Annotated in this window: 16 protein-coding genes; 4 read left to right on the top strand and 12 right to left on the bottom strand. The window is 56.0% G+C overall.

Annotated features, from left to right (window positions below):
• Positions 1–114: 114 nt before the first annotated feature.
• Entirely contained in the window at positions 115–468 is a 354-nt protein-coding gene (locus ACTHO6_RS20020; protein ID WP_440243438.1) for a hypothetical protein, read from the bottom strand.
• A gap of 210 nt (positions 469–678) precedes the next feature.
• Between ACTHO6_RS20020 and ACTHO6_RS20015 the strand changes: the two genes are divergently transcribed.
• Positions 679–2,424 carry an RNA polymerase sigma factor gene (locus ACTHO6_RS20015; protein ID WP_440243435.1) on the top strand — a complete coding sequence of 582 codons (1,746 nt, stop codon included), beginning with the start codon at positions 679–681 and terminating at the stop codon, positions 2,422–2,424.
• Between the two features lie 143 nt (positions 2,425–2,567).
• Here the strand turns inward: ACTHO6_RS20015 and gatB are convergent, their stop codons facing one another.
• From gatB to asd, 4 genes are all read right to left on the bottom strand, one after another.
• A complete protein-coding gene (gene gatB, locus ACTHO6_RS20010; protein ID WP_440243432.1) occupies positions 2,568–4,004 on the bottom strand; it encodes an Asp-tRNA(Asn)/Glu-tRNA(Gln) amidotransferase subunit GatB in 1,437 nt (478 codons plus the stop codon).
• 5 nt (positions 4,005–4,009) lie between these two features.
• The gene (gene gatA, locus ACTHO6_RS20005; RefSeq protein ID WP_440243429.1) at positions 4,010–5,482 is read right to left on the bottom strand and encodes an Asp-tRNA(Asn)/Glu-tRNA(Gln) amidotransferase subunit GatA; all 1,473 of its coding nucleotides are present in this window, start codon (positions 5,480–5,482) and stop codon (positions 4,010–4,012) included.
• A 33-nt stretch (positions 5,483–5,515) separates the two neighbouring features.
• Positions 5,516–5,806, bottom strand: coding sequence for an Asp-tRNA(Asn)/Glu-tRNA(Gln) amidotransferase subunit GatC (gatC, locus tag ACTHO6_RS20000; RefSeq protein ID WP_122965529.1), 291 nt, complete (start codon positions 5,804–5,806; stop codon positions 5,516–5,518).
• A gap of 235 nt (positions 5,807–6,041) precedes the next feature.
• Positions 6,042–6,893, bottom strand: a complete 852-nt coding sequence (gene asd / locus ACTHO6_RS19995; RefSeq protein WP_440243425.1) for an archaetidylserine decarboxylase — start codon at positions 6,891–6,893, stop codon at positions 6,042–6,044.
• Between the two features lie 172 nt (positions 6,894–7,065).
• On the opposite strand from asd, the gene ACTHO6_RS19990 reads away from it, so the two are divergent.
• Entirely contained in the window at positions 7,066–7,989 is a 924-nt protein-coding gene (locus tag ACTHO6_RS19990; protein WP_440243422.1) for a diguanylate cyclase domain-containing protein, read from the top strand.
• Between the two features lie 99 nt (positions 7,990–8,088).
• Here the strand turns inward: ACTHO6_RS19990 and ACTHO6_RS19985 are convergent, their stop codons facing one another.
• The 7 genes from ACTHO6_RS19985 to ACTHO6_RS19955 all read right to left on the bottom strand — a co-directional run bounded on the left by ACTHO6_RS19985 (position 8,089) and on the right by ACTHO6_RS19955 (position 18,301).
• On the bottom strand, positions 8,089–8,916 hold the full coding sequence (locus ACTHO6_RS19985; protein WP_440243420.1) for an MraY family glycosyltransferase: 828 nt from the start codon (positions 8,914–8,916) through the stop codon (positions 8,089–8,091).
• 235 nt (positions 8,917–9,151) lie between these two features.
• The gene (gene pruA / locus ACTHO6_RS19980; protein WP_440243417.1) at positions 9,152–10,699 is read right to left on the bottom strand and encodes an L-glutamate gamma-semialdehyde dehydrogenase; all 1,548 of its coding nucleotides are present in this window, start codon (positions 10,697–10,699) and stop codon (positions 9,152–9,154) included.
• Positions 10,700–10,956: 257 nt separating this feature from the next.
• Positions 10,957–12,024: a CamS family sex pheromone protein gene (locus ACTHO6_RS19975; protein ID WP_440243415.1), complete on the bottom strand. Its 1,068-nt coding sequence runs from the start codon at positions 12,022–12,024 to the stop codon at positions 10,957–10,959.
• Positions 12,025–12,055: 31 nt separating this feature from the next.
• The gene (locus ACTHO6_RS19970; protein ID WP_440243413.1) at positions 12,056–12,940 is read right to left on the bottom strand and encodes a WD40/YVTN/BNR-like repeat-containing protein; all 885 of its coding nucleotides are present in this window, start codon (positions 12,938–12,940) and stop codon (positions 12,056–12,058) included.
• Positions 12,941–13,003: 63 nt separating this feature from the next.
• Positions 13,004–15,010: an NAD-dependent DNA ligase LigA gene (gene ligA, locus ACTHO6_RS19965; RefSeq protein WP_440243411.1), complete on the bottom strand. Its 2,007-nt coding sequence runs from the start codon at positions 15,008–15,010 to the stop codon at positions 13,004–13,006.
• Positions 15,011–15,051: 41 nt separating this feature from the next.
• Positions 15,052–17,394, bottom strand: a complete 2,343-nt coding sequence (gene pcrA / locus ACTHO6_RS19960) for a DNA helicase PcrA (RefSeq protein WP_440243409.1) — start codon at positions 17,392–17,394, stop codon at positions 15,052–15,054.
• Positions 17,395–17,500: 106 nt separating this feature from the next.
• Positions 17,501–18,301 carry a VanW family protein gene (locus ACTHO6_RS19955; protein WP_440243407.1) on the bottom strand — a complete coding sequence of 267 codons (801 nt, stop codon included), beginning with the start codon at positions 18,299–18,301 and terminating at the stop codon, positions 17,501–17,503.
• Between the two features lie 187 nt (positions 18,302–18,488).
• On the opposite strand from ACTHO6_RS19955, the gene ACTHO6_RS19950 reads away from it, so the two are divergent.
• Entirely contained in the window at positions 18,489–19,562 is a 1,074-nt protein-coding gene (locus ACTHO6_RS19950; RefSeq protein ID WP_440243405.1) for a DUF418 domain-containing protein, read from the top strand.
• Entirely contained in the window at positions 19,487–19,849 is a 363-nt protein-coding gene (locus ACTHO6_RS19945) for a hypothetical protein (protein WP_440243466.1), read from the top strand. Before ACTHO6_RS19950 ends, ACTHO6_RS19945 begins: the two co-directional genes overlap by 76 nt.
• Positions 19,850–19,988: the final 139 nt, after the last annotated feature.

Here is a 19,988-nt window from a genome sequence, read left to right as displayed (position 1 = left end):
TCATCTCCAGTAAATGGTTGTCCTTAGCATGCCCTCTGCAAAGTTAGCCCTATGTGTCCGGTTTTGGCTCAGAATGTTTCGACATTTGGATGTAAGCGCATGGCCGCGCGCTCCTCATGCCGAGGTCAGGGCACTTCCGTAGCGTTCCTTCCACTGCGACAGGGAAAAGCCTTCAAACAGGGCCACAAAGCTTTCCGTATCGTTGATGTAGTGACGCGTTTCTTTTTGCCCGGGGTACTTTTCTTCAAACAGCGGAGCGACCAGATGCGTGACCGGAATCCCTTCCGCCTCCTGGTCGTAGATGCCCCGCTCGGCCAACACTTTTCCGAAGTAGCGACAGTAGGTCACGGTCACCGTTTTTTGCTGCCCATTGTCTTCCCACGTCGCAATCGAACGGTCAAATGTATCGGATGGCGAGCCGCCCTTGCCCGGCGCTACACTCTCTCCTGTGACAGAAATCAGCTTCATGTACTTTCCTTCCCCCTTTTTGTTCGTGTATGTTCATTATAGGGGAGAGTGGAATTTCTTACAAATCCGCTCAACCCGTAGCCAATCAGGCCAGAGTCTTAGTCTGCCGCTTGCCAATCATTTTTTTGCAAAAAGTTTTGCGCATCTGTCAGAAAATCCTGCGCCCGGTAGTCTATGCCGTACGTCAACGAACAACGAGGAGTTTTGGCAATGGATCATTTGGTTATCAAGCCTGCCAGTCAAAGAGAAGAGGAGCAGGACGAAACTTTGGTAGAACGGGCAAAAGCCGGAGATCAGGAGGCGTTTGGCGAGCTGGTCAGACGCCACCGCTCCAAAGTATACGGCTACGCCCGTTCGTACACCCAGGAAGCCTATCTCGCGGAAGACATCGTCCAGGACGCGCTCATTCGCGCTTTCCTCCACCTGGGTACGCTGGTCGACAGCCGCCGCTTCCTGCCCTGGCTGCACCGGATTGTGCGCAATCAGGCGTACACACGTCTGAAAAAGGGTCCGCAAGCACGGGAGCAGGTCTTTTCCGGGCTGGCCCGGCAAACGGGCCAGGCGGAGCCGACCGACTGGGAGGATCTCGACAGCATTTTGCACAGGCTTGGCCGTAGCTGGTCGACCGCAACCGAAAGCAACGGCAACCCGGAGGAGGTCTTGATGCGCCGCGAGCTGTTTGCGACGATCAAAAGCTTGCTGCACTGCCTCAGCCCGCGCGAACGGCGGATCGTTGAATCGCACTTTTTTGACCATCTGGCCCCCCACGAGATTGCGCGCATGTTCGAGATGACCCAGGCAAATGTGTACCAGGTGCTGTCTCGCTCACGCAAAAAGCTCGTGCAGGAAAAAATTCGCCTTGTTGTTGACCACTATGTGCAAATGCGAAAGGATGCGGGCATCATGAAAAAAGTCGTTTTGAAAAAGCCGGAAGCCATGAAGCTGCAAACATGGATTACGTGCGGGGCGGCGTTGCACGGATTAATCGAGTGTACGGAGCGAAAGCTGTCCCTGCCGCTGGTTCTCGGTTTGAGCGGGCACGCCTTCCGCCTGACAATCGTTCCAGAGAGCATTCATATTGCGGGACCAACCATGTTTTACTTCCAGCCCGTTCTGGAGCAAGGCTTGCGGAACATGGGCTTCAAGCCTCGTTCCGTCTGCCAGGAGCAGTTGGACGGCACGCCTGGCCCGAATGCGAACCAGGTCGATCCCGCGCTGCTCAGCCCTGCCGCGCGCGAAAAGCGACAGCTTCCTGCCCTGCTGCCCCAGGCGCTGGAGCTGATTCATCACGCGATTGACAAAGGAAATCCGGTGCTCGCCTGGGACTTGTTCATGCCTGAGTTTGGCCTGATCTACGGCTATGAGGATGAAGCCAGGCTGCTGTACGCCGGAGACAACTGCGGCAACGACGGCACGGTGCCGTATGAACATCTGGGGCGCGGACTGGTGGCAGAACTGTTTGTGCTCGCCATCGAAGAGACGCTCCCCATCGACCAGCGCACGATGCTGGCCAACGCCCTGGATTCAGCCCTGGCGCATTACCGCGGCCAGGAAGGGCAAAACGCCAACTTCTTCTACGGCCTGGCTGCCTATCCTGCCTGGCAGGCGGCTTTTGCCAATGGAACCATCGAGCCAAACGGAAACGCCTACACCACAGCGGTCGCACACGACGCCCGCTGCAACGCCTACCGGTTCTTTACGGAAATCGCCGACACGTGGACTGACTCTTCGCTGGATGAAGTGCGCCCGCTGCTCAAGGAAGCAGCCACGCTTTACGCCGCTATCGCAGATGACTTCGGCAAGCTGACCAGACTGTTTCCTTTCCCGGCTGGCGGCGAACCAAATGCTGACCAGCCAGGCAAAAAAGCTGTACAGCTTTTGCAGGCCATCGAGCAAAACGAGATTCAGGCTGTCACCTTGCTGGAAAAACTGCAAGCTGCTCTCGCCGCCAACTAGAGGCGCGTCAAACCGTTTCAAAGCCATTGGCACTTTACTGCCAATGGCTTTCCTCGCCTTGTCCCCCTCTTCTGCTTTGTGCCTCTCTCTTGCCAAAAGAAACAGCACTTTCCCTGGTCGGAAAGTGCTGCTTGTGTTGTGCCTTACAGGCTGCTCAATACTTCCTGAATCAGCTTGTTCACCAACGGCGGGTTTGCTTTGCCTTTGGTTTGCTTCATGACCTGGCCGACGAAGAAGGCGGCTGCCTTTTCGTTTCCGGCCTTGTAATCCGCCACTGCCTGCGGGTTGGCATTGACGGCGTCAATGACGATTTGGCGCAGGGCGCCCTCGTCGCTGATTTGCACGAGTCCTTTTTCCTCGACGATCTTCTTCGGATCTTTTCCGGTCTCCACCATCTCCTTGAAGACGGTTTTGGCGATTTTCGAGGAGATCGTGCCGTCCGCGATCAGCTTAATCATGTCGCCCAAGCCCTGCGGCGTCATTTTCACATCGGCAAACGTCAGATTGTTGGCGTTCAGATGGGCGAGCAGGTCTACCATCAGCCAGTTGGCGACTGCTTTCGGATCGGCGCCAGTCTTGACGGTTGCATCGAAGAAATCGGCCGTCTCCTTGGAAATGGTGATGACCTCCGCATCTGCCTGCGACAGGCCGAACTCGTTGACGTAGCGAGTCTTGCGGGCATCTGGCAGCTCCGGAATCGTGGCGCGGACCGCTTCGATCCACTCTTCGGAGATTTGCATACGCACCAGGTCTGGGTCCGGGAAGTACCGATAGTCGTGCGCCTCTTCTTTGGAGCGCATGCTGACCGTCTTTTTGTTCGCCTCATCCCAGCGGCGGGTTTCCTGCACGATCGTACCGCCGGAGTTCAACACCTCTGTCTGGCGCTGCACTTCGTATTCCAGCCCCATTTGCACGTTGCGGAAGGAGTTCATGTTTTTCAGCTCGGTCTTGGTGCCGAACTCTTTTTGCCCATATGGGCGAATCGACACGTTGGCATCGCAGCGCAGCGAGCCTTGCTCCATGCGCACGTCGGACACTTCCGTGTACTGGATGATCGCTTTCAGCTTCTCCAGATAGGCGCGTGCTTCTTCGGGCGAGCGGATGTCCGGCTCGGACACGATCTCGATGAGCGGTACGCCCACGCGGTTGAAGTCGACGAGCGATTCTCCGCCGAAGTCGCTGTGCGTCAGCTTGCCCGCGTCTTCCTCCAGGTGGAGGCGGGTGATCCCGATGCGCTTCGTCTCCCCGTTGACCTCAATGTCGATCCAGCCGTTGTAACCAATCGGTTGGTCGTACTGGGAGATTTGGTACGCTTTTGGCGAATCCGGGTAAAAGTAGTTTTTGCGGTCGAATTTCGTCTCGCGGGAAATCTCGCAGTTGAGCGCGAGCGCTGCCTTCATCGCAAACTCTACCGCTTGCTTGTTCGTTACGGGAAGCACGCCCGGATGTCCCAGACAAATCGGGCATGTATGTGTATTCGGTGGCGCGCCGAACTCGGTCGGGCAGCCGCAGAAAATTTTGCTCTTGGTCGAAAGCTCGGCGTGGACCTCCAGGCCGATGACGGTTTCGTACTTGCTCATGCCTCTTACCCCCTCACCCATTCCGGCTTGCGCTTGCTGTAGCCTGTTGCCTGCTCGTAGGCATGGGCTACGCGCAATACGGTGGATTCGTCAAACGCGCGACCGACGATCTGCAAGCCGATCGGCAGACCGTTTTGGGCAAAGCCGCACGGTACGCTGATCGCTGGCAGCCCTGCCAGGTTGACAGGCACGGTGCAGATATCTTCCAGGTACATTTTGACCGGATCGTTGACGTTTTCGCCGATTTTGAACGCGGTCGACGGCGTCGTCGGATGCAAAATCACATCGAAGTCGGCGAAAACGTTGTTGAAGTCCTGGATAATCAGCGTGCGCACCTGTTGCGCCTTTTTGTAGTAGGCGTCGTAGTAGCCGGACGAAAGCGCATAGGTTCCGAGCATGATCCGGCGTTTTACTTCCGGTCCGAAGCCTTGGCTGCGCGATTCCTTGTACAGCTCGATCAGGTTGGACGCATTGTCTGCGCGCACGCCGTAGCGCACCCCGTCGAAGCGGGCCAGGTTGGACGATGCTTCCGAGGAAGACAGCAGATAGTAGGCGGGAACCGCATATTCGGTATGCGGCATGGAGACCTCGCTCCAGGTAGCGCCCATGCTCTCCAGCTGCTTCAAGGCGGCGAGCACAGCCTCGCGCACCTCGGCATCAATGCCTTCGCCGATCAGCTCTTTTGGCACCCCGATGCGCAGACCTTTGACATCGCCAGTGAGCGCGGCGAGATAATCCGGCACTTCGACATTGGCAGAGGTGGAGTCGAACTCGTCATGTCCGGCAATCGCTTGCAGCACGTATGCCGCGTCTTCCACGCTCTTGGTCACAGGTCCGATCTGGTCGAGCGAGGAAGCGAAAGCCACCAGCCCGAAGCGAGACACGCGGCCGTATGTTGGCTTCAAGCCGACGACACCGCAAAAAGCGGCAGGCTGGCGAATGGAGCCGCCCGTATCCGAGCCGAGCGTAAAGTAGAAGTGACGGGCAGCCATCGCCGCAGCAGAGCCGCCGGACGAGCCGCCTGGCACGTAATCGGTGTTCCACGGGTTCTTGGCCGGGAAGAAACCGGAGTTTTCATTGGAGCCGCCCATGGCGAACTCGTCCATGTTCAGCTTCGCCACGATCACGGCGTCCGCTTCCTTCACTTTTTTGGATGCGGTTCCGTCATGGACAGGATCGTAGTTCGCCAAAAATTTGCTGGCGCAGGTCGTCCGTACCCCTTTGGTAATCAGGTTGTCCTTGAGTCCCGCCGGCAAGCCGAAGAGAAGTCCCAGCTCTTCGTTTTCCTTGACCAGACGCTCGTCCAGCTGGCGGGCACGGGCGAGCGCCCCCTCCTCATCCACGTGCAGGACGGACTTGATTTTTTCATCGTGCTCCTTGATGCTGGCGATGGAAGCCTGCACCAGGTCTGTAACCGAAAGCTCTTTTGCGCGCAAGGCGCTATGTATTTCCGACAATCGCTTGTCAAACAGCGACACAACGGGTTCCTCCCTTCTCGTTCTCCTGGCAGATTATTCGAAGACAGCCGGTACCTTGAATTGCCCGTCTTCGTGATCCGGTGCGTTTTTCAACACTTCCTCGCGCGGCAGCGACGGTCTGTTCACGTCTTCGCGCATGACGTTTTTCACGTCGGTCGCGTGGCTGGTCGGCTCCACGTTGGACGTGTCCAGCTCGTTCAGCTTCGCGGCAAACTCCAGAATGGCGTTCAGGTCCTTCGTGTATTGCAAAGCCTCGTCCTCCGTCAGTTGCAAACGGGCCAGATTGGCTACATGCTCTACTTCTTTGCGAGTGATGGCACTCATCTCTTCCACCTCCGAATCGTATCACATAACTTTGATCTTACTTGAAAACAGCAGGTTCAGTCAATTTTCGCGCGGATTCGGCAGCATAGAAACAATATTTTTTCGAAAAAAATCGGTTAATGAAACAATGGCAAGGAACCACAGGCTTGCAAGGATTGCGCATATAAAAAGAGCCCCCTGGCCTAAAGCGGACTCCTTTCCTCCCGGCTGCTCCCCTGCCTGGGGCCACAAGCCGCTATGCCTGTTCCTTTTGCACCGTCGCCAGCAGCTGTCCCATGAGCAACGACTTGCCTTTTTCCACACCCTCTGCCCATTTTAGCTGCGACGATTCCAGCAGCAGGATAACGGTCGAGCCGAACTCGAACCAGCCAAGCTCGTCGCCCTTTTCGAGATGCGGGGTGCCTGCGATCGGCTCGTTTGTTTGCCGGCCGTGCTTGATATTGGTCGTGGCGGTGTTGTACACGACCTTGACGCTGCCGACGAACAGGGCGCCGACTTTAACCAAGGCCATGTCGCCCAGGCCGTCCGACTGGATGTAGGTGACCAGCCGTTCGTTGCGGGCAAACAACCGATCCACGTTTTCGATCCCGAGCCGGTTTACCGGATAGAGACGTCCCGGCAAATAGCTGTAGCGCACCAGTTCTCCCGCCACTGGCATATGGATGCGGTGATAGTCGCGCGGGCTCAGATAGATCGTGATGAACTTGCCGCCGTAGTAGCGCTTGGCCTCTTCCTCCGAGCCGCCCAAGAGCTCTGTCACACTGAACTCTTTGCCTTTTGCCTGAATCAGCGTGCCTTCGGCTATGTCGCCAAGCTGCGAAACGGTCCCGTCTACCGGGCTTACGATCACATCCGGCCCGGAAGCAATCGGCCGTGCCCCCGGCTTCAGACGGCGCGTAAAAAATTCCTTGAGCGTCCGGTATTCCGTGACCGGCTTTTCTATGATGGAGGCATCGATTTTATAGTGACGGATGTACCGTTGGATGGCTAAACGACTGAAGCGAGAAGCGGTAATTTTTCCCATGGTCCGTGACATGGCATTTTGCGGCAGTCGATGAATCAGACCCGGCAGAAGCTTTTTGCGCATAAGTGGAACTCCCTCATCGTTTTCGATTAGACAACTAGTGCGAATACCCTTACTTTACCACCTCTGCTCGCAGCCAGTAAACCCTGCACTATTACCAACGTCTCATCATTTTCTTGCCCAGTCTTGCTATACTATAATAAGGGGACAAGCCTACAATCAGGAGACTACAGATATGTCGAAGCTTGATATCACAACGCTCATCAGTCAGCACGGCGACATCTTGACCAGCTTATTTCACCACGTGTCGGACATGTTTTTCCTCATGGCTGTGGAAAAAAATGCCGAAGGGGCCTACCAGTTCCGGTATGTCCTGATGAATCCTGCCGCCATGAAGGGAGCCGGCCTTACGGAAGACACGTACGGCAAGCTGATTGAGGAAGTATATCCGCCGGAAAAAGCAGATCTGCTCAACAACATGTACAGACAGACGGTGGAAGACGCAAGCCCCACTCACTTCACCACAAGCGGCCACATGATCGGAGAGTCGATTCTCTCTCCCGTCTTCAACTGCGATGGGGTGTGCACCCATGTTTTTTCCGTGACCCGGGACATTACCGAACGCAAAAAGCTGGAAAAGCAATTGGAATACATGGCCTATCATGACGTGCTCACAGGCCTGCCAAACAGACGCCTGCTTAACGCCACCCTGCATCAGGCGTTGGAAAAAGCCAAGACCTCCGGCGAAATGGTTGCCGCCCTCTACCTCGATTGCGACCATTTCAAGCAGATCAACGATACATGGGGGCACGATGCCGGAGACATTTTTTTGCAAATGCTCGCCCAGCGTCTTCAAGCTTGCGTCCGCGAGCAGGATACGGTCGCCCGTCTGGGAGGAGACGAGTTTGTCATCATTCTCACCGGCCTCCAGAGCGAGCGTCAGGCGGCAAAAGTCGCCAAACGGATCTTGCATGCGCTCCAGCAGCCGTGGAGCTTCAAAGGCCAAACCTTTTCCGTTACGTCCAGCATTGGCATCGCGCTTTTCCCTGTTTCCGCCAGTGAAGCGGACCAGTTGCTGAACCATGCGGACAAGGCCCTGTACAAAGCCAAAGCAACGGGACGCAACCAGTTCTTTTTCTTCGATCCCGCTCAAACCTGAGCCGATTGGCGCTTTTTTGGATCGATTCGGCTGCGCCGAGATCGTTGCGGCCGCCCTCACGGTTCATTGCTACCCCACACACGTTACGACAATCACGCTCTACCCGTAAAGGAACAAAAACACAGACAGGACAGAAAACAGCAAGCTCACCAAGTAGAGGACGACGACCGTCTGCTTGGCCGACAGACCAAACGCCATCAGCCGATGATGGACATGTCTGCGATCTGCCTGGTACATGGGGGATCCGGCCAGCAACCGACTAATCAGGACCTGTATCGTGTCCACGACGGGCAAGCCCAGTGCCAGTACCGTCACGACCAACGAAATGAGCGTTGCCCCTTTCATTGTGCCTTCTAGCGAGATGACCCCCAGTGCAAACCCTAGAAACATGGACCCTGCATCCCCCATGAACATTTTCGCGGGAAAAAAATTAAAACGTAAAAAAGCAAGCGCCGCCCCTGCCAACGCAACCGCAAGCAACGCCGTCACCTCTTGTCCCTTGACCATGGACAGAAAAAACAAGGTGATCGCCGAAAAGGCTGTCGCCCCTGCCGCAAGCCCGTCCACTCCATCCAAAAAATTCACCATGTTGATCAGGCCCACAATCCACAGCACCGTCGCCAGCAAGGAAACCAGCAAGGGAAACGAAACGTACGCCCCTTCCTCCGCTCCAAGCCAGGTCAAGCTGATGCCGCGGAACCGGATATCCAGGAGAAATGCCAGGACGGCGACCGCCAGCTGAACCAGCAGCTTCGGCAGGGCTGGAAAATCTTGTTGTCGAGCTTTGCAGGCGTCGTCTACCCAGCCGATCGCCACCAGCAGCAAGCCGCCAGCTGCCAAAACCGCAACCGTTTTTTGCGCCCCTGCAAAAAAAGTTGTCACCAACAGCAGCCCGACAAACATCGCCAGCCCGCCGGACAAGGGCATGGGTCTGTTGTGTCCTTTCCTGCCCTTGGGTATGTCCAGTAGCTTTGTTTTCCATGCCAAGCGGTACGCTAACGGCATCAGCAAATAGACGACAAAAAAAGTCGAAAGACCTGACGCAATGTAAGTAAACAGCTACCCTCACCTGCCCGCCCATCATTTTCTTCCCTCTTAGTGTGGACAAAAGGAGCGCAAAAAAGCCGCCCCCGTTTGGAGGCAGCTTTGGTTTTGCGTTTTCTTACAGTTTTTCGGAAACGAGTTTCGCTTGGGTGAAGAGCAGCAGGTAGTCTGGTCCGCCCGCTTTGGAGTCGGTACCGGACATGTTGAAGCCGCCGAACGGATGCACGCCAACCAGGGCGCCTGTGCACTTGCGGTTGAAGTACAGGTTGCCCACGTGGAACTCTTCGCGAGCGCGCTCCAGGTGTTCGCGGTTGCGGCTGATGACTGCGCCAGTCAAGCCGTACTCGGTGTTGTTTGCGATTTCCAGCGCATGGTCAAAATCGTTGGCTTTGCAGAATGCTACGACTGGGCCAAAGATTTCTTCCTGCATGATACGCGCTTGCGGATCTACGTCAGCAAATACGGTTGGCTTGATGAAGTAGCCGGTTTCCGGACCTTTTTCGCCACCCGCAACCAGTTTGCCTTCTGTTTTTCCGATCTCGATGTATTCGAGAATTTTGTTGTACGCTTTCTCATCGACAACCGGACCTGTGTAGAAGTCGTTCGTTCTCACGTCGCCTACAGTCAGTTGGTTGGTCAGTTCCACTACGCGGTTCAGCACTTGATCGTACACGTCTTGGTGAACGATGGCGCGGGAGCAAGCGGAACATTTTTGACCGGAGAAGCCGAATGCGGAAGCGACGATGGATTGTGCAGCCAGTTCGATGTCGCAGTCGTTGTCCACAATGATGGAGTCTTTTCCGCCCATTTCGGCTACCAGACGCTTCATCCATTTTTGACCCGGACGATGTTTCGCAGCCAGTTCGTTAATGCGCAGACCTACGTCGCGAGAGCCTGTGAAGCTGATGAAACGAGTCAGCGGATGTTCGACGAGGAAGTCGCCGATCTCGCTGCCGGAGCCTGGAACGAAGTTCACTACGCCTGCTGGCACGCCAGCGTCTTCGAGAATTTCCATGAATTTCGCAGCGATGACAGGAGTTGTGGAAGCAGGCTTCAGCACAACGGTGTTACCCGCTACGATCGCTGCCGTAGTCATACCGGCCATGATAGCCAGAGGGAAGTTCCATGGCGGAATCACGATACCTACGCCGAGCGGAATGTAGTACAGTTCGTTGTCCTCATCCGGGATGCGCGTCAGTTCATGGCGCTGGGACAGCTTATCCATTTGACGACCGTAGTATTCCATGAAGTCGATCGCTTCGGCTGTGTCCGCGTCAGCTTCCGGCCAGCTTTTCCCTGCTTCTTTTACCAGCCATGCGGAAAATTCATGCTTGCGGCGACGCAGAATCGCTGCTGCTTTATACAGATAGCGGGAACGCGCCTGTGCAGGTACCTTTTTCCATGTTTCGAAGGTGCTGGCTGCTGTCTGAATCGCTTTTTCCGCCAGCGCCTGGTCTGCCTGGGAAACAACGCCCACTACTTGTTCTTTGTTGGAAGGGTTGATGGAGCTGGATTTTTTCTCGGTGGTGATGCGCTCTCCCCCAATGATGAGAGGGTACTCGCGGCCCAGTTCGCTTTCTACTTTGGCGAGCGCTTCTTCAAATGCCTTTTTATTTTCCGGCAGGCTAAAATTGGTAAACGCCTCGTTTTTGAATTCCACTTGCATGTGGTGACGCCTCCTTATCGATTTCTTCCTTCAATCACTCATAAAACATATGCAAGGATCATACCACAACGAATACAGAGTAGCTCGACCTCGATAGTGTTTGCATTTTTCACGAAAAAACAACAGGCTCCTGCAAAAAACGACAACTGACACTTTTGTTCATAAACTGATCAATCATATACACTTTTGTTCATTTTTTTGCACAAAAAAGCCCGATTCGCACCTTCGCTGATGCCAATCGGGCTTCCGTCTCTTCTTTATTGACGATACAGATGCATATACGGTTCGCCGGATGTCGGACGAATGTAGATCGCCAGCGGCTTGTTCATCGACTGGACGTACAGGTTGACGTGTACGCTCTTGTCGAACAGCTGGTTGATGCTGCCGGCGGCATACTGGGTAAACTGCAAAACCTCCGTCCGCGAATCGTACTCCGCCGTTGCGGTAATCGTCAGTTCGGTCAGTCTGCCGTCCATAAAGCGTCCCACGCCTGTCATGCCGACATACTCGCCGAAGTAAGCCTGCGCTTGCCGCATCAGTTTGTCATATTGCAGCGACTGCTGGGCGTATTTTTTCTCGACGTCCGGGCTTGGGAACAGGAAAAACTCCTCGTTAATCGGTTGCCACTTCGAAACAGCCGACTCGTTGGCCCCCACGGTCCCCGACATGATGAAATGCCCCGGCACAAGCGAAGAATTGGCCTCGGGAACCTGATACAGCAAGATGAGCATCGGCACATTCGGGACGCTCGCCCGCAGCGTCGAAACGATGGTCGCGGCAAGCTGTTGTCCCTTGGCTTGCAGCTCCTGCTCGGTGTAGACCATTTCCTTGCCCGTTGCGTCCTGATAGTTCGGCGAGAGAGACAAGCCGAGCACCATGCCGGCCAGCTGCTTGTCTTTTTTGTTCAGATAGTCATGCTCCAGAACGTGCACCAGAATGCCGTTTTTCTGCTGCTTGTTCGTGCCGCTCGCCTTTTCCTGGGCAATCCACTGTGTGACCTGTTCTTTTTTCACCACTTGGCCTTCCTGGAAGTAATACTGGGAGGTCGGGAACGCATCGCGGGCAAACTCCATCAAGCCCAGCTCCAGATGGCTAAAATCAATCCGGTATCGCGTGCTGCTGAGCATGCCGCGCGTCAAATTCGGCTTGTACGGCGTAATGCTGCCGTAGTAATCCTCGGATACTTCCACGACCTCAGACAAAGGTGGCGCAATCGACTCGGGCGCCTGCTCCTTGCCCCCCGGCAACAACGAACAGCCGGCGGTCGCCATCGCGAGCACAACAGCAGATAGATATCTGCATCCTTTCCACAACTTCGCTTTCATACGCTACTCCTTCTGTCTTGAAAAAATGGGACTACTTCCATTGGGTCCAGCGATTGTCGCTGAGCTTGTAGATCAGCGCCGATTCGCCGATTCCCACCCATTTTGTATCGCCGTCACCCGAAGCGATGACGATCAGCTTTTCCGGTGAACGCGCATCGAGCAAACGCCACTCTCCCTCGATTTTTTCATAGACGCCTTTTTCCGTTGCGACAGCAAGAACGCCAGTACGCCTGTTGACGGAGAGAGAATAGATTTGTTCTGCTTCCGGAATCTCCTCTGTCTGCCACTGCCCCTCCTCATTATAGAGCAAGCTGAATTGTGCCGCTACATAGAGGCGGTTCTCGTTCGAAGAGAAATCCATGGCATATACTTCCTGATCCAACGGCTGCCAGAGGCTCCACGTCTCGCCCTCGTCTGTCGACTGGTAGATCCCTTCGCCCGTCACAAAAGCGAACAGGCGCACTTTGTCCCCTTGACGCGTTCCTGTCAAGCTGCGAATCTGGGCAGGCTCAGGCAATCCTTTGCTTGCCGGGGTCCAGGTTTTCCCGCCGTCGACAGAGCGCCGCACTCCCTCGTGTCCGCCGACGTACATGTGCCGGGCATCGTCCGGGTCCACAAACCAGCCGACGATGTCAAACTGCTCCAGCTGCGGCGACAATAGCCCCCACAAGCCTCCGCTGGCAGAGCTGTACAGTCCTGCATGCGTGCCCACCCATATCTGCCCGGCATCTGGCATCATCGCCAGCGTGTGAATCGTCTCTCCTTTTTCCAAAACGTCCTGATAGGTCAAGTCCCCTTGCAGAGCAGCCGCCGTAACCGAAGAGGGAGCAGGCTTCTCCTGTACGTCGCCATTGTTGCAGCCGCCCAAGAGCAGCACCGCCATTACTCCCATTCCCCAACGCTTAAAGCTATCCATGCTCTTCACGTCCCTTCCCTCGCTCATCCGTCTGTCGCCACCATTCTCTCTTTTAGACGGCTGTTAATTGAGAATCTCCAAAAATCCGGCTTCATCCATGACAGCCACGCCCAGTTTTTCAGCCTTCTCCAGCTTGGAGCCGGCTTTTTCTCCCGCAATGACCAGATCGGTCTTTTTGCTGACGCTGCTCGTCACCTTGCCGCCCAACCGGACGATCGCTTCCTCTGCCTCCTGGCGAGACATATGCGTCAGCGTCCCTGTGAGTACGATTGTCTTTCCGGAAAACGGCAAATCTGCGCCGGCTTCGACGCGAACGCCTTTGTACGCCATATTCACTCCGGCCGCCTTCAACCGTTCGATGACGGCCTGCGCCTGCGGCTGGGCGAAGTAGTTGACGAGGCTCGCTGCCATTTTCGGACCGATTTCGTTGATTTGCGTCAGTTCCTCTTCGGAAGCTTGCATAATCGCGTCGATATGGCCAAAATGCTCGGCCAGCACACGCGCCGCCTTGGCTCCGACCAGGCGGATACCAAGCCCGAACAGCAAGCGCTCCAGCGAGTTTTCCTTGCTCGCTTCAATCGCTGCCAGCAGATTGTCTACCGACTTCTCGCCCATGCGCTCCATGGAAAGCAATACGTCGCGCTGCTGGTGCAGGTAGTACAGGTCTGCCACACTGTGCAGGATGCCGGCGTGATACAGCTGCGCCACCACTTTTTCCCCCAGTCCTTCGATGTTCATGGCGGAACGGGAGACAAAATGGATCATCCCTTCGCGGATCAGCGCCGGACACATCGGATTGATGCAGCGCAAGGCGACTTCTTCTTCCAGCCGCACCAGCTCGCTGCCGCACTCCGGACAATGCGTCGGCATGGAAAACGGCTTCTCGTTTCCGGTTCGGCGCTCCGGCAGTACCGCAATGATCTCGGGGATGATGTCGCCTGCCTTCTTGACGACGACATGGTCGCCAATCAGCAAGCCTTTTTCCCGGATGATGTCCTCATTGTGCAAGGAAGCGCGCTTGACCGTCGTGCCCGCGAGGCTGACCGGCTTCAATAGGGCCGTTGGCGTCACGCTCCCGGTTCGCCCTACCGATACCTCGATGCCTTCGAGAATCGTAATCGCTTCTTCTGCGGGAAACTTGTAGGCGATGGCCCAGCGCGGGCTTTTGGCGGTGTAGCCCAACTCCTCCTGCTGCGCGTAGCTGTCTACCTTGATGACCATGCCGTCGATTTCATAGGGCAAGCTCGGACGCTTTTGTGTCCAGCTGTCGATAAAGGCGAGCAACTCCTCGACATCCTCGAAAACACGGCGCTCCTTGTTTACCTTGAACCCGAGCGATTCGAGCAGTTCAAGCCCCTCGCTGTGGGACTCGACGGTTTCGCCTTGCAGCTCGCCGATCCCGTAGATGAAGGTGTCGAGCTGACGGGCGGCGGCAATTTTCGGATCGAGCTGGCGCAGCGAGCCTGCCGCCGAGTTGCGCGGATTGGCAAACAACGCTTCCCCGCGTTCTTCCCGCTCCCGGTTCAGCTTTTCAAAGGCAGCCTTTGGCATGTATGCCTCGCCGCGCACTTCCAATGTCAGCGGCCTGGTCAGCCTGAGCGGAATCGAGCGGATGGTTTTCAGGTTTTGCGTAATATCCTCGCCGATCGTTCCGTCCCCACGCGTCGCTCCGCGGACAAACACCCCGTTTTCGTAGTGAAGGGAAACGGCCAGCCCGTCGATTTTCAGCTCTGCCACGTAACGCACGGCCTGGTTGCCTACTGCCTGGCGGACGCGGCGGTCAAAATCACGGATATCCGCTTCGCCAAAGGCGTTGCCAAGACTGAGCATCGGCGTCTTGTGCACGACTTTTTCAAAGAATGGCAAAGGCTCCCCCCCTACGCGCTGGGTAGGAGAATCCGGAGAAGCCAGCTCTGGAAACTGCTTTTCCAGTTCGATAAGCTCTCGCATCAATTGATCGTATTCCTGGTCGGTAATCTCAGGCCGATCTTCTTCGTAGTAAAGACGATTATGTCGCTCAATTCGTTTCGCCAATTCCTTGATTTTTGTTTCCGCCGTCAATCGATCCATCTCGTTCATCCTTTACTTTAGCGATAGTTCTGCCCTATGCCCTATGTCCGCTGAATCGGTGCGAACTTCGCGAGCAGCTTCTTGATGCCTGTCGGGCTTGGGAACGCGATGTCAAGCTCCATGTCGTCTCCCGTGCCCTTGACCTTGACGACAGTGCCTGTCCCCCATTTGCCGTGCTGCACCCTGTCTCCGACCTTCCAATCCACGCCGGCGCCCTGGCCGTGTCCGGGCAGCTTGTCGCCAGCCTGCATGCCTGGGCGGGAAAACGTGGCCTGAGAGCCTCCGGCCAAGCGCTGCGCCGTTCCCGGCTTCGTCGCGCCAAAGCCGCCGCCTGCTTGTGCAGTCGTGGAGCCAAAGACTCTTCCCCCCGTCTCGCGCTGGCCGAATGCCCCGCCGCGACCGCCGCCAAAGCTCCGCTCCGCAGCAGCGGGGTTGCCTTCCAACAGCTCCGCTGGAATCTCCTGCAAAAAGCGCGAAGGCGCACTCACATTCGTCCGGCCGAACAGCGTCCGCATCCGCGCGCACGTCATGTACAGCCGCTCCTCCGCGCGGGTAATGCCCACATAGGCGAGACGGCGCTCCTCCTCCATCTCGGCATCGTCGAACAACGAACGGCTGTGCGGGAAGACGCCTTCCTCCATGCCGACGAGGAAGACGACAGGAAACTCCAAGCCTTTTGCGCTGTGCAGCGTCATCAGGACAACCTGTCCATTTTCCGCTACTTCTTCTGTTGCCCCGTCTTCTCCGAGCGAATCGATGTCCGCCACGAGTGCCAGATCAGTCAAAAACGCGAGCAGGCTCTTGTCTTCATTTTTGCGCTCAAACTCCTGCGTGACAGACAGAAACTCCTCGATATTCTCCAGTCTGGCCTGCGCCTCCAGTGTTTTATCCTCCTTGAGCGATTCGCGGTAGCCGGAGCGCTTCAGCACTTCCTCTACCAGCTCGGTCACGCTCAAGTAGTCGGTCATCTGCATCAGGTTGGAAATCAGGTCGTGAAACGACAAAATCGCATTCGTCGTACGCGGCGGTAGACCCATGTAAGCCGCTTCCTGAATTGCCTGGTACAGCGATTGGCCGTTCGCGTTGGCATAAGCTTGCAGCTTCTCGACGGTCGCGTCCCCGATGTTGCGCTTGGGCACGTTGATGATGCGCTGCAAGCTGATATCGTCGTCCGGGTTGGAAATGAGGCGCAAATAAGCCAGGATGTCCTTGATCTCTTTGCGGTCGTAGAACTTCGTCCCGCCGACGATCGTGTACGGAATGTTCGACTTGATGAACACATCCTCCACCACGCGGGACTGTGCATTCGTCCGGTAGAGGACGGCAAACTTGTCGTAGCGCTTGTACTGCGGCAACTGCTTGCGGATCGTATCGACGATGAAGTACGCCTCGTCGTGCTCGGAGTCGCCCTGGAAGCACATGATCTTGTCTCCGCCCGGATTTTCTGTCCACAGCTTCTTTTCCTTGCGCAGCTTGTTGTGGGCAATGACGTGGTTGGCTGCCTGCAAAATCGTTTTGGTCGAGCGGTAGTTTTGCTCCAGCTTGATGAGCTTTGCTTCCGGGTAGTCTTTTTCAAAGTTGAGGATGATGGAAATGTCCGCTCCCCGCCATTTGTAAATACTCTGGTCGGCGTCCCCCACGCAGCAGATGTTGCGGTATTTGTCCGCCAGCATGGAGATCAACAGGTACTGGGCGCGGTTCGTATCCTGGTACTCGTCTACGTGAATGTAGCGAAATTTTTTCTGGTAAAATTCCAGCACTTCCGGCACTTCCTTGAACAGGCGAATGGTCGTCATAATCAAGTCGTCGAAGTCCAGCGACTGGTTGCTTCTCAGCTTTTTCTGGTACGCCTCGTACACCTTCGCGGCGACCTGGGCGAACGGATCGCCTGCAAGCCGGGCGAAAGCGGCCGGATCCGTCAGTTCGTTTTTCGCTCCGCTGATGGCAGCCAGGATCGCGCGCGGCTCATACTGCTTGGGGTCGATGTTCAGCTCCTTCAGGCACTGCTTGACGACAGACAGCTGGTCGCCCGCATCGAGAATCGTAAAGTTCCGGCTGATGCCGAGCCGATCGATGTCCCTGCGCAAAATCCGCACGCACAGGGAGTGAAACGTCGACAGCCACGTATCCTGCGCCGCCGCGCCGCCGATCAACGCCGACACGCGGTTTTGCATCTCCCGCGCCGCCTTGTTGGTGAAGGTGATGGCCAGAATGCTCCACGGCGCCACCTGCTTCACGCTGATGAGGTACGCAATGCGCTGTGTCAGCACCTTGGTCTTGCCGCTGCCCGCACCGGCCATAATCAGGACAGGGCCTTCTGTCGTAAGGACGGCTTCCCGCTGCTGCGGGTTCAAGCCTGCTGTAATTCGTTCTGCCAAAGACATATGTATAAATCCACCTTTCCACGTTCCCCTAGACGAGTGCATATGTTCTTATTTTCGCACAGATCGCACCTGAGTTCCAGTTCGTTCGTAAAGCGATCGCGAGCGATCATCCTTCTGGCAAAAGCGGCTCGTACATCATATAGGCGCGATTTTCCGTCAGCCACTCCTGCTCCAGCCAGGTCCCGTCCTGTGCGTACACATTGCGGTACAGCTGGTTGCTCCGTTCGTAGCCGCCCCAGATCGACGGGGTGATGGCGTGTTCCTTTTCCATTACCTCATACGTTCGTGTCGGGGGCATGTCGGAGCGCCACTCTCCCACCAGGTGCGTGTCGGTCACATAAACGTGGAGCTGGAACGTTTGCATCGTCCGATTTTCGATCTGCAAGTCAAGGTAGTTATAAAAGCAGGTGGCACCGCTTCCGAACGGCTGCGTCCGGTTGGCGTCGGGAAAAACATCGTAGCTGTGGCGGTGGCGCTCGGTAACGGTCAAGGATGTATGCAGCGTCATCCAGTACAGCAAATTCGAAAGCTGGCACAGCCCGCCGCCAATCCCGGCAGTCACGCGCCCGTTGGAAAGCAGCATCCCTTCCACGTAGCCTTTTCTTTTTGTCGGCTTGCCAATCAGCTTCCAGTAGGAAAAGGTTTCGCCCGGCCGCAGCACGACTTTGTCCAGGCGTGCTGCCGCCAGACGCAAATTGACGATTTTGTTGTGCTGCATCCACATCTCGACATTGTGCAATCGTCGCAGCAAGACCGTCTGGTGGGAAGCATGCACATGCGAAAGCAACTCGCGCTTTTTCTCGCGGGCAAAATTTTTTCGTCCCAGCAGCCACTGGCCCCATCTTTTTCCCCGGTAATAGGCAATTCCCGCCGCAAGCCTCCACCTTCCCCGCGCTATCGGCTTCATCCTTCGCACCCTCTTTTTCCCATTTATACAAATAGACGACGCATCCGGCCCGTTCGTTGCGGGAAGAGGCGCCGCCGCTCTGGCGATTTTACAAGGGCCAAAGCCATTCCCTTTCCTCGTCCCTCCTTGTACGATAGGAGGAAGGGGCGTCTGGTTTGTCCGGACATCCATCCCATTTCAAAAGGAAGTGATCGGCTTGCAAGCTCTTGCTCCCATCGGAAACCACCGAATCCACACACTGGACACCTTGCGCGGATTCGCTCTGCTCGGCATTGTCCTGGTCAACATCTTGCCGCTCCTCGCTGTACAGACTCCCGTTCCCGGCAGCGTCGACGCCTGGTTGTTTCAGTTTTTCCATTTTGCGGTCGAATCGCGCTTTTTCGTGATTTTCTCCTTTTTGTTCGGCGTAGGCTTCCATCTGTTTGTCACGCGGGCAAACGAACAAGGCGCGAGCGGTGCCGCCCTGTTCGTTCGCCGGCTGCTCGTGCTTTTGGCCTTCGGCTTCGTGCACAAGATGTTTCATCCGGGAGAAGCCTTGTTTGTTTACGCCATCTTCGGTTTTATGCTGATGCCTTTTGCCCGGCTTTCGGCCAAATCCAATCTGGCTATCGGCCTGCTTCTGTCCTTCCTCGTTTGCGCCACGGGGTTGAAGCCGTTTCTCGTGCTGCCGCTGTTCATTCTCGGTCTGTCTGTCGGGCAATTCGGGGTGTTTCAGGATATTCCCCGCTTCCTGCCCGCAATCAAAACGGTGCAAGGAATCAGCTTTGCGCTCATGCTGCTCGGCTTGTACGCCCAGTATCGTTTACTGCCGTCCGATCCGTTCCTGTCGCCCCTGACAGTCGTCGTGGACGAAATCACGGAGCAGCAGTTGCTGGAACTTACGCATTACACGATCGCATTGACCTCGACAGGCTTTGTCATGTCGGCGTTTTACGTCACGACGCTGATCCGGCTTTTGCAGCACAAGAGCGTGCAAAAAGCGCTGGCTCCGCTGACCAGCTACGGGCGAATGGCACTGACGAACTACGTGGGCCAGACCGCGCTGATTTTGGCTGGCGGCTACTGGTTGGGCTGGTACGGCACGCTCAGCTACTGGCAGGCTACGCTCATTTGCCTCGGCATTTACGCGCTGCAAATGGGGTGCAGCAGGCTGTGGCTGTCCGTCTTCCGCATGGGGCCGCTGGAATGGGTGTGGCGCGTGTTCACCTATATGCGGGTGACGCCTCTTTTGCAGGACAAGAGGGAGCGTGCCCGCGCCTGATGGCAAGGGTATCGAATAACCGTATGGACCCTTCTGCACCTTCCTCTTCGAAGAAAATCTGGAAAAAACGAGCAATCCGTTCTTTTGATGGATTGCTCGTTTCGCATCTACCCGATATCCTACGTATCGAGGTGAAGATCATGATGATTTTGCAAGTTTTCTACATGCCTGTCCTAGTGGCTCTGCTGTTAGCTGCTGCGTTTAATGTAAGGAGCATAGTCAAACAGAACGACAAAATCATAAAGTTGCTAGAGGAATTATTAAAAAAAGACAGAGGTGAAGCCTAAATCCGCCCGAATGTACAAATTCGGCGGTTCCTTTTCGGCACAGCAAAAAAGAGAGCCTTCCCTTTGGTCTGACCCCTGTCAAGTAGACAGATATTAATTGAGGCTGTATTATTAGGCGGCTGTAGCCCTGAATTCCCTA

Origin of the sequence: Brevibacillus sp. SAFN-007a (assembly GCF_051967035.1) — a bacterium.
Lineage (GTDB): Bacteria > Bacillota > Bacilli > Brevibacillales > Brevibacillaceae > Brevibacillus.
The sequence above is the reverse complement of the archived record's forward strand: the minus strand, read 5'-3'. Positions and strand labels throughout refer to the sequence as shown.